Here is a 14,412-nt window from a genome sequence, read left to right as displayed (position 1 = left end):
ATCGGTGCGGGGAGCGCTCCTGACGTGTTGCCGCGCACCGCCGTACGGTCGGGAAACCAGGTTGTGGGACGTCCGTAGCTTCAGGAAGCCCCGGCGTCCAGTGCAGACCGAAGCGAGGCAGCGGCAGCAGCGGGATCGGCAGCGTCGGTGATGGCGCGGACCACCACGATCCTTGACGCCCCGGCCGCGACCACCTGGTCCACGTTGGAGTGGTCGATCCCGCCGATCGCAAACCACGGCACGTCACTGGGCGCCTTCGCGGCCGCATACTTCACCAGCTCCAGGCCGACGGCGGCCCGGCCGGGTTTGGTGGGGGTGGCCCAGAGCGGGCCCACGCAGAAGTAGTCGAGGCCGGCAGGTCCTGCGGCGTCGGCCAGCGCGGCGTCCACCTGCTCCGGCGTGTGGCTTGACAGGCCGATGGCGGCGTTGCCGTTGAGCAGTGTCCTTGCGGCCGGTACCGGCAGGTCTTTCTGGCCCACGTGGAAAACGGGAGCACCGGAGAGGACCGCAATGTCCGCCCGGTCGTTGACGGCCCACAGCCGCCCGTGCCGCTGGGCTGATTCCTTGAGAATGGCCAGCAGGTCCAGCTCCTCTGCCGCCTCGATGGACTTGTCCCGCAGCTGGATGATGTCCACGCCGCCTTCGAACGCGGCGTCCACGAACCCGGCGAAGTCGCCCCGGCCGCGGCGCGCATCCGTGCAGAGGTAAAGGCGTGCGGCTTTCAGTGCGCCGTTACCCGCTGCGGTGGTGAAGGCATCGGTGCCGGGTGCTGCGGCGGGGGCAGGGGAGTGGGACACATTCATGGCTGCAAGCCTAGTTCCTCTAGACTTGCCTCGTACTGCGGGAGCCCGCGGCAGCTGTCACAAAGCGCCGGGCTGAGAGGGCGTCAGAGCCGACCGCTTGACCTGATCCGGTTAATACCGGCGTAGGGAAGGAGACACCATGGGCATCCCTAAAAGCCCTCCGGACACCATCGCAGAGCCAGCCGCTGTCCCGGCAATATCCGCCGACGTTGCAGTGATCGGCGGGGGCGTCATAGGCCATGGCATCGCCTGGGAAGCCACGCGCTCTGGCCGGTCCGTGGTGCTGATCGACGATGCACCGGGATCCGGAGCCAGCTGGGCGGCGGCAGGCATGCTGGCCCCCGTCAGCGAGCTGCATTACCAGGAGGAAGAGCTCCTGGGCCTCATGCTGGATGCATCGGAGCGTTGGCCGCAGTTCGCCGAGGACCTTACCCGCATGTCAGGCCGCGGTTCCGGATACCTGGCGACGCCGACACTCACCATTGGCGCCGACGCCGCCGACCGACGGGCACTGATGGACCTGCGCGGCGTGCAGCAGGCCAACGGACTCGCCGTGGAGCCCCTGACGGTCCGCGAGGCACGGCGGCGGGAACCGCTGCTCAGCCCCGCCATTGCCTGCGCACTCGATACCCCGGCAGACCACCAGGTGGATCCCCGGCGACTCGTGGGGTGCTTCCGGGCAGCCCTGGCCAACCACCTGCGTGCCGGCAGCGGCGTTGCCGGCACTGCGGTTGCCGGTGCGCTGGACGGATTCGCTGTGGCGGACAGGGCCGTGGCACTGGAGTGGGCGGACGGCGCGGTGGCCGGTGTCCGGCTGGCCGGAGGCGGACTGGTGCTCGCCGGCGAAACGGTGGTGGCCAACGGCATGGCGGCGGGTTCCCTCAATAACCTGCCGAGGGGACTCCGGTTACCTTTGCGCCCAGTGCACGGCGATATCCTTCGGCTGTCCGTCCCCCAGCACCTGCAGCCCTTGCTGACGTCCACCGTCCGCGGGCTGGTGCGCGGTGTGCCCGTCTACCTGGTTCCACGCGAGGACGGAACCGTGGTCATCGGCGCCACCCAGCGGGAGGACGCCCTGGTTGGGGCCGGCACTGCGTTCGGAGCCGTGCCGGCGAGTGCCGGATCCGGTGCAGTGCCCGCCAGTGCAGGACCGTCCAGCGCAGCACCGGCCAGCGCAGTGTCCGCTGGCGGCGTGTACCAGCTGCTTCGCGACGCCCAGGTGCTGGTGCCTGCGGTCGCAGAGCTGGAGCTGCTGGAATGCACGGCCCGGGCCCGCCCGGCCACCCCGGACAATGCCCCGCTGCTGGGCAGGGTGCCCGTGGACGGGGGAGATGGCAGTGCAGCGCATGTCAGCGGGCTCATCGTGGCCACAGGATTCTTCCGCCACGGAGTACTTCTCACCCCGGCCGCGGCCGCCATCTGCCGCGACCTGATGGACGGAAAGGCTGACCCCCGGTGGCAGCCGTTCCGTCCGGACCGCTTTTCCGGCCGGATCCCGGCCCCCAGCTTCAACATCAAGGAGACAGCATGAACATCACCCTGAACGGGGCATCCCGCACCGTGGCGGACGGTGCGTCCATCACGGCATTGGTCAGCGAGGTGACCGGACGCGCGCTTGCGGCCGACGGCCGGGCAACCGACGGACAAAGGCTGGGCGTGGCCGTAGCGCACAATTCCGAAGTGGTGCCGCGCAGCCAATGGCACGGCACCGCGCTCGCGGACGGAGACGACATCGAACTCGTTACCGCAGTACAGGGAGGCTGACACCATGATTGAAGCGAACACCGTTTCCGAATCGGCTGCCCTTACCTCCGCGGCGCCCGCCAGGCCTGACGCCCTCGTCATCGACGGCGTCGCCCTGGAGTCGAGGCTCATCATGGGGACGGGGGGTGCGCCCAGCCTGGACGGCCTGGGCGCCGCGCTTGTTGCCTCCGGAACATCCCTCACCACCGTGGCCATGCGGCGCTACTCACCCGCAGAATCGGGCTCCCTGTTCCAACTGCTGGTGGACCATGGAATCCGGGTCCTGCCCAACACCGCAGGCTGCTTTACTGCGCGGGACGCCGTCCTGACTGCCGAACTGGCCCGGGAAGCGCTGGAAACCGACTGGGTGAAGTTGGAGGTCATCGCAGACGAGCACACCCTCCTGCCGGACGCGGTTGAGCTGGTGGAGGCCACCGAACAGCTGGTCAACCGAGGCTTCAAAGTCTTTGCCTACACCAATGACGACCCCGTCCTGGCCCTCCGGCTGGAAAACCTGGGCGCCACCGCAGTGATGCCGCTGGGATCTCCGATCGGCACCGGGCTGGGAATCCTCAACCCGCACAACATCGAAGTCATCGTTTCCCGCGCCAACGTGCCCGTGGTCCTGGACGCAGGGATCGGCACGGCATCTGACGCGGCGCTGGCCATGGAACTTGGGTGCGACGCTGTCCTGCTGGCCACGGCTGTGACCCGTGCCCAGAACCCGGCGCTGATGGGGGAGGCGTTCAAGCACGCCGTCATCGCCGGGAGGTTGGCGAAGGAGGCAGGGCGGATTCCCCGCCGCGAACACGCGCTGGCATCGTCCGCCATGGAGGGCCGGGCCGAGTTCCTCTAGCCATTAATGATTCAGGAACTGTCACGGTTCATGGACTGTACCGCTTAGGGACTGCACCGCTTAAACGCCCGTGGCCGCCACCGTTGAAGGTGGCGGCCACAGCCGTTTAACGGTGACTAGCGCCTCAGGATGGCGGTCAGCCGGTGGGTGTCGTTCCTTGTCCGGGTGCGGCCCAGAACGAGCACCGCCCCCACGGATGCCGCCGCGCCCAGCACTATGGGCAGCACCCAGGGAAGCCACGTCAGCCCGGGAAGGTAACCGAATCCCGCCGCCATCAGGATGATCCAGCTCAAGGCAGCCACCCCGACGGCCACTCCGGCCGGAAGGCCGGCGCCATACTTGGCATGACGCTTGTCATTGGCCCAGACAATGAAGCCGGCCGCGACCGTGGCCAGCACAACAATGATCAGGGAAAGCATGGGTCTCCTCCGGGAAGCAGGGCAGTTCCGGCTGGTGCTAGAACTGGCCGAATCCTACGCGCCGGACTTCTTCCGCACCGATTTCCACGTAGCCCAGGGCGTTGCCGGGAACAATGATCAGGCGCCCCTTGTCATCGGTGAGGCGCAGTTCGCTGCCGCCCTTGATGGCCTCTCCCACAACCGTGGCCACTGTCTCCGCATCCTGGTTTGATTCCAGGACGATCTCGCGGCCAACGTTCTGCACGCCGATCTTAATTTCCACAGGGGCCTCCCAGCCAGTCAGGTTCTTTGATGATGGTCTATTTGTAGTCTAGGACTCTTTGGGGAAGCGAGAGATTCCGCGCCAAGCTAAACGGTAGATGAGGTCGCTGGCCACATCGAGGTCCAGATTGCCGTCCGTTTCCAGCCAGTACCGGGCGCTGACCTGCGCCATGCCCGCGAGGCCGCGGCCCAGCAGTTCCGCCTCGAGGTGCGGCAGCTTGGTGTCGCCGGCAATCACCCGCGCAATGGCATCGGCAAAGGTCCGGTTGAAAGTCTCGAGTCGCGAACTGACGTCGGGATCGTTGACGAGGTCGGACTCGAAGACCAGGCGGTGGGCCTGGTCGTCGCTGGCGATGAACCGGAAGTACGCCCGCATAACAGCCTGGACGCGTTCCTTGTTGTCCGTGGTGGAGTTCAGCGCCCCCAGCATCAGGTCGGTCAGTGACGCAAGGTGGCTGTCCAGGAGGGCAAGGTACAGCTCGCGTTTGGACGGGAAGTGCTGGTACAGGACCGGCTTGCTGACATGGGCGGTCTCGGCGATCTCATCCATGGCGGCCCCGTGGTAACCATTCGCCACAAAGACTTCCTGCGCTGCGGAAAGAAGCTGTGCCCGCCGTTCATCGCGGGGCAGCCGGGCAGACCGTTGCCCTGCGGGTCGCGAGGAGATTTGCGGTTCGGCTGCCGGCGGGCGGTCAGCCCGTGCTTCATGGACCACAGTTGTCCTTCTTTCCATTGCAGTTACCCCTACCTTACTGCGGGGTAATATGACCCGGGGGTACCCCGGGGCATACATTGAAGTATGCCTTCGCCGTTCACTGCAAATGTTTCAGCAGTTTCCCTTGATCCTTTGGTGGAACCCGCCGCGGAACTCACCTCCGACGAGGTGGAACGGTATTCCCGGCACCTCATCATTCCGGAAATCGGCTCGGTAGGGCAGCGGCGGCTCAAGAACGCGAAGGTACTGGTTATCGGCGCCGGCGGGCTGGGCTCGCCCGCGTTGCTCTACCTCGCAGCCGCGGGAGTTGGAACCCTGGGGATCATCGACGACGACGCCGTGGACCTGAGCAACCTTCAACGCCAAGTCATCCACGGTGTGGCAGATGTGGGACGGCCGAAGATCGAATCGGCGCGTGACGCAATCGCCGCCCTGAATCCGCTCGTGGACGTCCGGTTGCACCAGGTCCGGCTGGACGCATCCAACGCGCTGGAATTGTTTGCCGATTACGACCTCATCCTCGACGGCGCAGACAATTTCGCCACCCGCTACCTGGTCAATGACGCTGCCGCGATCCTGGGAAAGCCTTACGTCTGGGGCTCAATCTTCCGGTTCGACGGCCAGGTGAGCGTCTTTTGGGAAAAGCACGGACCCACCTACCGCGACCTCTACCCGGAGGCCCCCCCGGCTGGCTCCGTTCCTTCCTGCGGCGAGGGCGGCGTCTTCGGCATGCTGTGCGCGGCCGTGGGATCACTGATGGTGACTGAGGCAGTGAAGCTGATTACCGGCGTCGGGCGTTCCCTGCTGGGGCGGGTGGCGCTTTACGACGCCCTGGGCGGCAGCTGGCGTGAGATCCGCGTGTCCAAGGACCCGGCCGCCGCTCCCATCACCGAACTGACGGACTACGAGGCGTTCTGCGGCATCGAGCCCCAGGCGCCGGCGGATACCGAACACACCGTCACCGCCGCCCAGCTCGCCACCATGCTGGCCTCACGGAAGGCCGGCCTGAAGGACTTCGACCTGGTGGACGTCCGCGAGCCGGGTGAATTTGAGATCGTCCGGATTGAGGGCGCCGTACTTATTCCGCAGGGGAAGATCCTGGCGGGGGATGCCTGGACGGAGATTGCGCAGGACCGGGACATCGTGTTCCTGTGCAAGGCGGGCACCCGCTCGGCGAACGTCCTGGCCGCGGCGCAGAAGGCAGGCTACCGGCGTGTGAGCCATCTCGACGGCGGCATTCTTTCCTGGGTGCGTGAGGTGGAGCCGCAAAAGCCCGTTTACTGACCCAACCACCAACGCCCGCTCACTTCCGGCGGCTTAACAAGCAACGCGCGATCACCCCCCCTGAGGAAAGTGAGCGGGCGTTGGCGTTTTGTGCGCCACTAGTGAGCGGGCGTGACGAACAGGGGGAGGGTCAGGCGCTTTCGAGGCCCTTGTGGTTCACCGGGCATTCCGGCTGGCCGGCTGCGGGAGCTGCTGTTCCCGGCTGTTCCACGGTGATGCCGTAGAGCGCTTCCAGGGCCGCCACATAGTCGTCCTGCTGGCCGTTCGCGGCGAGCTCGCGGGCGCGCACCGTGGGTACGTGCAGCAGCTGCTTCACCATCCGGCGCAGGGCAAACTCCACTTCCTCGGCCGCTGCAGTGCAGCCGTGCCGGGCGCGGACCTTTTCCATTTCGGCGTCCAGGACGTCCATGGTGTGCCGGCGGAGGGCAACGATGGCCGAGTCCACGGACCGGGCTTCGCGTTCCTGTTCGAAAGCCTTGGCAGCGCCCTTGACGATGCCGCTGGCCTGCGCCAGCGATTCGGCCTGCTCCTGCGGTGCCGCGAGCCGCACAGATTCGAGCGTCAGCAGTTCCACGCCATCGAGTTCGCCCACCGCGGGATCGAAGTCGTGGGTGAGGGCAAGGTCAATGGCGATCAGCGGCTGGGTGGAGCCTGCACGGACCTGCGCCAGTTCGTCGGCTTCAACGCGGGTATCGGAACCGCTGCAGCCGATCATGACGTCCGCTGCGGCCACGGCCGGGCGGAGTGAGTCAGCGTCCAGGGCGGTGCCCCCCCGTGTCGCGACGAACCCTTCGGCACGGCCGGACGAGGAGAAGACCGACACGTCGGTGCAGCCGCGTTCACGCAGCAGCGCCATGGTGGCGCCGGCGTAAGCGCCTGTTCCAAAAACGACAACCTTTTTGGCGGACCAGTCCGGATTCTCGGAGAGGTCTGTTGCGAGGTCCAGGGCTACTGACACGATGGACAGGCCCCGCGAGCCGAGTGCGGTCTGGGCGCCGACGTCCTTGGCGGTCTTGGAGGCGGCCTGGAAAAGCCGGACCAGCCCGGAACTGGCAGTGCCTTCATGCTGGGCCGTGATCAGGGCGCGCCGCACCTGGCCGGCGATTTCGCGTTCGCCTACGACGGCGGAATCCAGTCCCGCGCTCACGGCAAAGAGGTGCCGGGTCACTTCGGGGCCGGTCCGGGTGCTGAAGGAACGCGACACGAGGGGTTCGGCGAGCCCGCTATTGGCGCTGATCTGGGCCACGAGGGCAGCGCGGGCGGCCTCGACGTCGTCCGTATTAGGAGCCTCGCCGTAGATTTCGTACCTGTTGCACGTAGCCAGGACCACGGCGCCGGACACTGCCGGCGAGCCGGAGAGCACGGAAGCGGCAATCCCGGAGGAACCGTTGCTCAACTGAGCAACGGTCTCAAGATCGATGTCGGCGTGTGTAGCCACCAATGAAAAAAGAACCACAGCAGACCTATCATAGCTTTTTCGCAGCTCCGTAGAACAACAGGTAGGCCGAAGAGCGCCTGGAAGGGGCTGTGATTCCTGCCACCGGGAGGCGGCAGGGTCTATCCGTGACAGCCTGTCGTTATCTTTTGCCGCTGATTTTGGGCACAATCGAAGGCATGACTCCTAGCCCCGCCGTCTCCGCTGCCGGCACACTCGCCGCAGACCATCCGCTCATGGATGGCCGCACGGCAGACTCCCCGCTGATCACGGCCTACCGGGGCGGCAAGCCGTCCCGCCGCCCCGTCTGGTTCATGCGGCAGGCCGGGCGTTCACTGCCGGAATACCTTAAGGTCCGTGAAGGCATCGCCATGCTGGACTCCTGCCTCCGGCCCGAACTGGCCTCGGAGATCACCCTCCAGCCCGTCCGCCGGCACGACGTGGACGCAGGCATCTTCTTCTCGGACATCGTGATTCCGCTCAAGCTGGCCGGCGTGGGCGTCGACATTGTCCCCGGCGTCGGTCCCGTGCTGGACAAGCCCGTCCGGACGGCAGCGGATGTGGCCGCCCTTCCGAAGCTGACCTGGGAAGCCCTGGAACCCATCCGGGAAGCCGTCCGCCTCACCGTTGCCCAACTGGGCAAGACGCCCCTGATCGGTTTTGCCGGTGCACCGTTCACCCTTGCCGCGTACATGGTGGAAGGCAAGCCCTCACGGGACCACCTGGGCCCGCGCACCATGATGCACGCCGATCCGGAAACCTGGAACGCCCTGGCCAACTGGGCTGCCGACGCCTCCGGCCTCTTCCTGCGCGCCCAGCTCGAAGCCGGAGCGTCCGCGGGCCAGCTCTTCGATTCATGGGCAGGCTCGCTGGGCCTTGCTGACTATCAGCGGTTTGTGGCGGCGGCATCCTCCCGCGCCCTTGGCCACGTCCGCCACCTTGGCGCACCGCTGATCCACTTCGGAACCGGCACCTCAGAACTCCTCGTTGCCATGCGCGACGTCGGGGTGGACGTCGTGGGCGTGGACTACCGCCTGCCGCTCGACGAAGCCAACCGCCGGCTGGGCGGCTCCGTACCGCTCCAGGGGAACATCGACCCCGCCCTCCTGTCTGCTCCGTGGGATGTCCTCGAAGCGCACGTCCGCGAAGTCATTGCCGCCGGGGCCGGGGCCCCCGGCCACGTCCTCAACCTCGGCCACGGCGTCCCGCCGGAAACCGACCCGGACGTCCTGACCCGCGTGGTCAAACTCATCCACTCCATCTCCCCGGAGTAGCCGCGTGGACAGCTCGCCGGCAGAAACCAGCCAGGCGCTGGTGGTGGGCGGAGGAATATCCGGCCTGCTCTCCGCCAGGGAACTCGCCGCAGCGGGCTACCGGGTGACGGTGCTCGAGGAAAGCGGCGCCTGGGGCGGCTGCGTTGGCAGCCACACGGTGGCCGGGATCAGCCTGGACAGCGGGGCGGAATCGTTCGCCACCCGGTCCGACGCCGTCGCATCCCTCGCCGCCGAACTCGCCCTGGACACCAACATCGTCACGCCCCGGCCTGGCGGCGCGTGGGTCCAGCTGCCCGAGGGCCCCCGCGAGCTGCCCAAGACAGGTGTCCTGGGCATCCCGGCCAATCCGTGGGACCCGGAAGTCCGGCGTTCCCTGGGCCTGCTCGGTGCGCTCCGGGCCTCGGCGGACCGCTTCCTTCCGGCATCGGTAGGTGCCGGCACGGACGTGACGAGCGTGGCTGCGCTGGTCCGCGCGCGGATGGGCAAGCGCGTCCTGGAACGGCTGGTGGCGCCGGTGGTGGGGGGAGTCCACTCGGCGGATCCGGGCATGCTCGACGTCGACATGGTGGCGCCCGGTCTCCGTGCCGGACTGCGCCGGGAGGGTTCCCTCGCTGCCGCGGTTTCCGCGCTGCGCCGGGGCAAAGCCGGCGGCCCCGCAAAAGCCGGCTCCGCCGTCGCCGGACTCAAGGGTGGAATGCACACGCTGACCGACGCGCTGGTGGCAGACCTCGCAGCCAGTGGAGTGACCCTTTTGACGGGCACCCGCGCGGAATCCGCGGACCGCACGTCCAAGGGATGGCGGGTAACCGCCGGGCAAACAACCTACGGCGCCACCGTCCTGGTGGTGGCCACCGACGGTCCCGCCGCCGTCGACCTCCTGGCGCCGTCCGTTCCGGGCATCGCAGGAAAGAAGCCCGGCGCCGGCCCCGACGTGAAGCTGGTGACCCTGGTCATCGGCAATGCGGCGCTGGACAGCCGCCCGCGCGGCACCGGCGTCCTGGTGGCGCCGCAAACGCCCGGCATCGGTGCGAAGGCCTTGACGCACGCCACCGGCAAATGGGAATGGCTGCGCGAAGCCGCCGGGCCGGGCCGGCACGTGGTGCGGCTGTCCTACGGGCGGGCCGACGGCCACGGCGGGCCAGAGAAGCGCCGCGGTCCGGAGACCGATGAGGAACTGCTTGCAGCTGCGCTGCACGACGCCTCGGCGCTGCTGGAAGTTCCCATCCGGCGCAGCGACGTTGTGGACTGGGACGTGGTCCGCTGGCGCGGCTCGCTGCCTTTTGCCGCGGTGGGACACCGTGCGCGGGTAGCGTCCATCCGGGAAGCCTGCTCGGCTACCGGCGCCCTGGCCGTCGTGGGTGGCTGGGTGGCGGGCAACGGCCTGGCAGCCGTGGTGTCCGACACCCGGACGCAGCTGCGAAACCTGCTGTCCTGACCATCGACGCTGGTCAGGAGGGCTGGCCACAGCTTGGGGCCAGCCCGCGCACATAGCGGCGGCGGTTGCAAACTTTTCTTTCCCTGCCGGCTTTGGTTAGGGTCGATGACCATGGTTCAACACAGGTCCGAGCTTTCAACGTCCCGGACCGGTATCCATGGGGGAATCCGACGCAGCGCAGCGGCAGCGGCAGTCGGAGCGGTACTGGTTCTCACCACAGGCGCGCAGGTGTCCCAGGCAGACCAAGGGACGGCTGACCCCGGCGACAGCGCCGCGTCGGCCACACTGGCCGCGGATTCTTTGCCTGCCAATGTGTCCCTCGCAATCGGCTCCGGGGCGGCCAAGGAGCCCGGCGAACCCCGTGAGACAGCAACCGCCAAGGACACCCGCCGGCGGACGGCAGCCTCGGCCGTTATCTCCGTTCCGGCGTCCCTGGTCCCGGCAGTGCAGGCATCCCTGACGGCCACGGCGACGGCCACCGTTGCTCCCACGGCTACCGCCACGGTAGCTCCCACGTCCACTGCCAGGGCACTCACTGCGCCGGCCGCGATCCTCCCGCCGGTTCCGCTCCCGGACCTGCCCCTGCCCTCGCCGTCCGGCAGCCCGACCGGTCCATCGGCAACCGCCTCGGCACCTGCCGGTGCCGACACCACGCAGGCCACACCGGAAACGCGACAGTCTCAGGCCGCCCCCGAACTCCCGGCGGCCCAGCGGGCCCCGGCCGCTCCCCGGGCGAACGCGCAGGTTCCCGCCACTGCGGCTGCGCCGGCAGTCTCCCAGTCATCGTCCACGGACGGCGCCGCGCCGTCCGCCGAAGCTGTTCCCGGCAGCAACGCTTCTGCTGGCGGTGCTTCGGGCACCGCCGGATCGACGGGTGCGGACAGGCTGGTATCTGCTGCCAGGGGGCTGGGACAGGTCGCGGACACGCGCGTGCCCCGGGCCGCAACACTGCCCGGCAGCGCCGCCGCGAGCAGTACCGTGCGGAGCACCGGCACGCTGACGCCGGCCCAGTCAGAAATGCAGACAGCTATGGTGTGGCTGGGCATTGGACTGGTTGCCGTGGGCGGTGCCGCGGGCCTCGTTTACCTGCGTCTTCGCAAGCCCTGACGGGCGGTCCGCCAGCGGCGGACGCTGTAGCGTCTGTGACATTAAGCACTTCTACGCGCTGTAGAAGTATTCGGTTTCGACTTGGGGGTAACGAAGGGGCAAACTTGTAACCATGAGCCACACTTCTGCCGAATCTGTCACTAAAACCGAAGAATCAGCCGAGCAGTTTTTCACCCTCTGGACGGTCTTCAAGCGGTCCGGGCAGGCTGCCCGCAGCGCCGATGCTGCAGCTGACTTCGAAACGCTGCTGCAACGGCTCGCGGCCGCCGGCGTTACGCACCGCGGCAGCTATGACGTCTCGGCCATGCGCGCCGACGCCGACGTGATGGTGTGGCTCCACGGCCCAAAGCCGGAGGCCCTGCAGCAGGCCATCCGCGACATCCGCCGCAGCGACCTTTTCGCGGGCACTGAGATTGTCTGGTCCGCCATGGGCGTCCACCGCGAAGCAGAGTTCGCCAAGAACCACACCCCGGCCTACTCACGCGGCGTTGCCCCGGCCGAGTGGCTGTGCGTTTACCCGTTCGTCCGCTCCTACGAGTGGTACATCCTGCCCGACGCCGAGCGCGGCAAGATGCTCCGTGACCACGGACTGCTGGGCCGCGACTTCCCCCAGGTCATCTCCAACACGGTCTCCTCCTTCGCCCTTGGCGACTGGGAATGGATCCTTGGCCTTGAGGCCCCCGAACTGGTTGACCTCGTCGACCTTATGCGCCACCTCCGTGCCACCGAAGCGCGGAACCACGTCCGTGAAGAGATCCCGTTCTACACGGGACGCCGGATCTCCGCCGAAGAAGTAGCCGAGGTACTCGCATGAACCCGCTCGACCCCCAGACCGCCGTAGCCAACCCCGTCACCGAGGCCGGCCGCATGGCGCCTAAGAATTACGACGCCGTCCTCCTCGCCTCCTTCGGCGGGCCCGAGGGCCAGGACGACGTCATCCCGTTCCTCCGCAATGTCACCCGCGGCCGCGGCATCCCCGACGAGCGGCTCGAGGAAGTTTCGCACCACTACCGTGCCAACGGCGGCATCAGCCCCATCAACCAGCAGAACCGTGAGCTGAAGGCCGCACTCGAGGCCGAACTCGCTGCCCGCGGCATCGAACTGCCCGTGCTGTGGGGCAACCGCAACTGGGCGCCGTACATCCCGGAAACGCTGCAGGACGCGTACGACGCCGGGCACCGCCGCCTGCTGATGGTCACCACCAGTGCCTACTCCTGTTACTCCAGCTGCCGCCAGTACCGCGAGGACATCGGCATGGCCCTGACGGAAACAGGACTGGACGGACGCCTCGAAGTGGACAAGGTCCGCCAGTACTTCGACCACCCCGGCTTCGTGGAGCCGTTCGTTGAGGGCACCGCCGCAGGCCTCGCCGAGGTCCGCGCCAAGCTGGCCGAGGCCGGGACCCCCGACGCTCCGGTCCAGATCCTGTTCGCCACCCACTCCATCCCCACCAGGGACGCCGAGGCCGCCGGCCGGTCCGAGGGCGAACCGCGCGAATTCGAGGAAGGCTCCGCCTACGTGGCGCAGCACCTTGCCACCGCCGCCGCCGTCATCGAGCGCGTGAAGGAAGCATCCGGACTCACCGCTGACTGGTCGCTGGTGTACCAGTCGCGGTCCGGTGCCCCGCACGTGCCGTGGCTCGAACCCGACATTAACGACGCCATCGAGGAACTCGCAGGCAAGGGCACCAAGGGGATCGTCATCGTTCCGCTCGGCTTCGTCAGCGACCACATGGAGGTCGTCTGGGACCTGGACACCGAGGCGCTGGAAACCTGTGCCAACCTTGGGCTGGCAGCTACCCGTGTCCCCACTCCGGGTACGCACCGGAAGTTCGTCAACGGGCTGGTGGACCTGATCTCCGAACGCACGCTGGCCAACAACATCAGCGACCGCCCGGCGCTGACCGGCCTTGGGCCCTGGTACGACGTGTGCCGGCCCGGCTGCTGCGCAAACTTCCGTGGCGAGAAACCCACCATCGCAGGGGCGGACACCACCGTCGGCACCGGGCACGACCCGTATCCCGCCGCTGGATCCGGCACCACCTCGGGCCAGTCCGGGGAAGCAGCGCAGCAGTGACTGTCCGCATCGGTACCAGGGCCAGCAAGCTCGCCCTGACCCAGACGCAGCAGACCGCGGACCAACTCGGCGCCGTCGGAGGCTTCCCCGTGGAGCTCGTCCACATCCGGACCGACGGCGACGTCCTCACCGGACCGCTCTCGCAGATGGGCGGCACGGGCGTGTTCGTGGCCGCATTGCGCGACGCCCTGCTTCGCGACGAATGCGACGTCGCCGTGCACTCCCTCAAGGACCTGCCCACGGGCGCCGCCGTGGGCCTGAGCTTGGCGGCGACGCCCAAACGCGTTGACGTCCGCGACGTGCTGTGCGCCAGGGACGGGCTCAAGCTCGCGGATCTTCCCGAGGGCGCCAAGGTGGGGACGGGTTCGCCGCGGCGCGCAGCCCAGTTGCGGGCCGCGCGCGCCGACCTGGAGATTGTGGATATCCGCGGCAACGTGGACACCCGCCTGGGCCGCGTCCCGGGACTGCCGGGCAATACCACCGCAGAAGTGGTTCCCGGGAAGTCCTGCGACCTTGATGCCGTGGTGCTGGCCGCAGCGGGCCTGGAGCGTATCAGCCGGTTGGACGCCGTCAGCGAATTCCTTGAACCCGACGTGATGCTCCCGGCCGCGGGCCAGGGGTCGCTCGCCATCGAGTGCCGGACCGCCGACGCGCCGCGCAAACCCGGATTAACAGAGGGATCCCAGGACGTGCTGGCGCAGGCCCTGGCCGCCCTCGACGACCCCGACACCCGGTTGGCCGTCACCGCCGAACGCGCCCTGCTGGCCAGGCTCGAAGCCGGCTGCGCCGCTCCCGTCGGTGCCTACGCGTACCGCAAGGGCAGCATGCTCCACCTGGAGGCCGTGGTGTGTGCCGTGGACGGTAAAGCTTCCGTCCGGGACAAACGCGCCACGGACGGGCTCACCGAAGTGGGCGCCACACTGCTGGGCATCGAACTGGCCGAAGTCCTCCTTGCCGGCGGGGCCGCCGACATCGCCGACCTCCAGGCCTCCTGACCCGGCGAT

General features: G+C 68.0%; 15 protein-coding genes and 1 riboswitch. Of the genes, 10 read left to right on the top strand and 5 right to left on the bottom strand.

Annotated elements, in window-relative coordinates:
- Positions 1 to 80: 80 nt before the first annotated feature.
- Positions 81 to 803 carry a thiamine phosphate synthase gene (gene thiE / locus ACP3TD_RS13640; RefSeq protein WP_426763571.1) on the bottom strand — a complete coding sequence of 241 codons (723 nt, stop codon included), beginning with the start codon at positions 801 to 803 and terminating at the stop codon, positions 81 to 83.
- A 27-nt stretch (positions 804 to 830) separates the two neighbouring features.
- Positions 831 to 949: riboswitch (TPP riboswitch) on the top strand.
- On the opposite strand from thiE, the gene ACP3TD_RS13635 reads away from it, so the two are divergent.
- From ACP3TD_RS13635 to ACP3TD_RS13625, 3 genes are all read left to right on the top strand, one after another.
- Positions 943 to 2,334 (top strand): FAD-dependent oxidoreductase, encoded by a 1,392-nt coding sequence (locus ACP3TD_RS13635; protein WP_426763569.1) that lies wholly within the window; start codon positions 943 to 945, stop codon positions 2,332 to 2,334. Its footprint overlaps the riboswitch before it by 7 nt.
- Positions 2,331 to 2,567, top strand: a complete 237-nt coding sequence (gene thiS, locus ACP3TD_RS13630; RefSeq protein ID WP_426763568.1) for a sulfur carrier protein ThiS — start codon at positions 2,331 to 2,333, stop codon at positions 2,565 to 2,567. Before ACP3TD_RS13635 ends, thiS begins: the two co-directional genes overlap by 4 nt.
- Positions 2,568 to 2,571: 4 nt before the next feature.
- Entirely contained in the window at positions 2,572 to 3,402 is an 831-nt protein-coding gene (locus ACP3TD_RS13625) for a thiazole synthase (protein WP_426763566.1), read from the top strand.
- A 116-nt stretch (positions 3,403 to 3,518) separates the two neighbouring features.
- Here the strand turns inward: ACP3TD_RS13625 and ACP3TD_RS13620 are convergent, their stop codons facing one another.
- The 3 genes from ACP3TD_RS13620 to ACP3TD_RS13610 are packed head-to-tail and all read right to left on the bottom strand — an operon-like array spanning position 3,519 to position 4,797.
- Complete coding sequence (locus tag ACP3TD_RS13620) at positions 3,519 to 3,821, bottom strand: hypothetical protein (protein ID WP_426763565.1); 303 nt, start codon at positions 3,819 to 3,821, stop codon at positions 3,519 to 3,521.
- Positions 3,822 to 3,858: 37 nt separating this feature from the next.
- Positions 3,859 to 4,083, bottom strand: coding sequence for a DUF3107 domain-containing protein (locus ACP3TD_RS13615; protein WP_426763563.1), 225 nt, complete (start codon positions 4,081 to 4,083; stop codon positions 3,859 to 3,861).
- A gap of 48 nt (positions 4,084 to 4,131) precedes the next feature.
- Positions 4,132 to 4,797: a TetR/AcrR family transcriptional regulator gene (locus ACP3TD_RS13610; protein ID WP_426763561.1), complete on the bottom strand. Its 666-nt coding sequence runs from the start codon at positions 4,795 to 4,797 to the stop codon at positions 4,132 to 4,134.
- Positions 4,798 to 4,881: 84 nt separating this feature from the next.
- On the opposite strand from ACP3TD_RS13610, the gene moeB reads away from it, so the two are divergent.
- A complete protein-coding gene (moeB, locus tag ACP3TD_RS13605; protein WP_426763560.1) occupies positions 4,882 to 6,081 on the top strand; it encodes a molybdopterin-synthase adenylyltransferase MoeB in 1,200 nt (399 codons plus the stop codon).
- 130 nt (positions 6,082 to 6,211) lie between these two features.
- Here the strand turns inward: moeB and ACP3TD_RS13600 are convergent, their stop codons facing one another.
- Positions 6,212 to 7,537, bottom strand: coding sequence for a glutamyl-tRNA reductase (locus ACP3TD_RS13600; protein WP_426763558.1), 1,326 nt, complete (start codon positions 7,535 to 7,537; stop codon positions 6,212 to 6,214).
- 158 nt (positions 7,538 to 7,695) lie between these two features.
- Between ACP3TD_RS13600 and hemE the strand changes: the two genes are divergently transcribed.
- The 6 genes from hemE (at position 7,696) to hemC (ending at position 14,403) form a co-directional block, all read left to right on the top strand.
- Positions 7,696 to 8,790: a uroporphyrinogen decarboxylase gene (hemE, locus tag ACP3TD_RS13595; RefSeq protein WP_426763557.1), complete on the top strand. Its 1,095-nt coding sequence runs from the start codon at positions 7,696 to 7,698 to the stop codon at positions 8,788 to 8,790.
- Between the two features lie 4 nt (positions 8,791 to 8,794).
- Positions 8,795 to 10,225 (top strand): protoporphyrinogen oxidase, encoded by a 1,431-nt coding sequence (gene hemG, locus ACP3TD_RS13590; RefSeq protein WP_426763556.1) that lies wholly within the window; start codon positions 8,795 to 8,797, stop codon positions 10,223 to 10,225.
- A gap of 312 nt (positions 10,226 to 10,537) precedes the next feature.
- Positions 10,538 to 11,332 (top strand): hypothetical protein, encoded by a 795-nt coding sequence (locus ACP3TD_RS13585; protein WP_426763554.1) that lies wholly within the window; start codon positions 10,538 to 10,540, stop codon positions 11,330 to 11,332.
- A 112-nt stretch (positions 11,333 to 11,444) separates the two neighbouring features.
- A complete protein-coding gene (gene hemQ / locus ACP3TD_RS13580) occupies positions 11,445 to 12,146 on the top strand; it encodes a hydrogen peroxide-dependent heme synthase (protein WP_426763553.1) in 702 nt (233 codons plus the stop codon).
- On the top strand, positions 12,143 to 13,408 hold the full coding sequence (locus tag ACP3TD_RS13575) for a ferrochelatase (protein WP_426763551.1): 1,266 nt from the start codon (positions 12,143 to 12,145) through the stop codon (positions 13,406 to 13,408). The genes hemQ and ACP3TD_RS13575 overlap by 4 nt, the downstream gene beginning before the upstream one ends.
- A complete protein-coding gene (gene hemC / locus ACP3TD_RS13570) occupies positions 13,405 to 14,403 on the top strand; it encodes a hydroxymethylbilane synthase (RefSeq protein ID WP_426763549.1) in 999 nt (332 codons plus the stop codon). Before ACP3TD_RS13575 ends, hemC begins: the two co-directional genes overlap by 4 nt.
- Positions 14,404 to 14,412 lie beyond the last annotated feature (9 nt).

The sequence above is a fragment of the Pseudarthrobacter sp. 1G09 genome, from assembly GCF_050038305.1.
GTDB lineage: Bacteria > Actinomycetota > Actinomycetes > Actinomycetales > Micrococcaceae > Arthrobacter > Arthrobacter equi.
The sequence above is the reverse complement of the archived record's forward strand: the minus strand, read 5'-3'. Positions and strand labels throughout refer to the sequence as shown.

Bases quoted from the DNA above. Each gene is read 5' to 3' on its own strand.
- ACP3TD_RS13625 (WP_426763566.1), top strand. From the start codon at position 2,572: ATGATTGAAGCGAACACCGTTTCCGAATCGGCTGCCCTTACCTCCGCG.
- moeB (WP_426763560.1), top strand. From the start codon at position 4,882: ATGCCTTCGCCGTTCACTGCAAATGTTTCAGCAGTTTCCCTTGATCCT.
- hemQ (WP_426763553.1), top strand. From the start codon at position 11,445: ATGAGCCACACTTCTGCCGAATCTGTCACTAAAACCGAAGAATCAGCC.
- thiE (WP_426763571.1), bottom strand. From the start codon at position 803: ATGAATGTGTCCCACTCCCCTGCCCCCGCCGCAGCACCCGGCACCGAT.
- hemE (WP_426763557.1), top strand. From the start codon at position 7,696: ATGACTCCTAGCCCCGCCGTCTCCGCTGCCGGCACACTCGCCGCAGAC.
- ACP3TD_RS13575 (WP_426763551.1), top strand. From the start codon at position 12,143: ATGAACCCGCTCGACCCCCAGACCGCCGTAGCCAACCCCGTCACCGAG.
- ACP3TD_RS13620 (WP_426763565.1), bottom strand. From the start codon at position 3,821: ATGCTTTCCCTGATCATTGTTGTGCTGGCCACGGTCGCGGCCGGCTTC.
- ACP3TD_RS13635 (WP_426763569.1), top strand. From the start codon at position 943: ATGGGCATCCCTAAAAGCCCTCCGGACACCATCGCAGAGCCAGCCGCT.
- thiS (WP_426763568.1), top strand. From the start codon at position 2,331: ATGAACATCACCCTGAACGGGGCATCCCGCACCGTGGCGGACGGTGCG.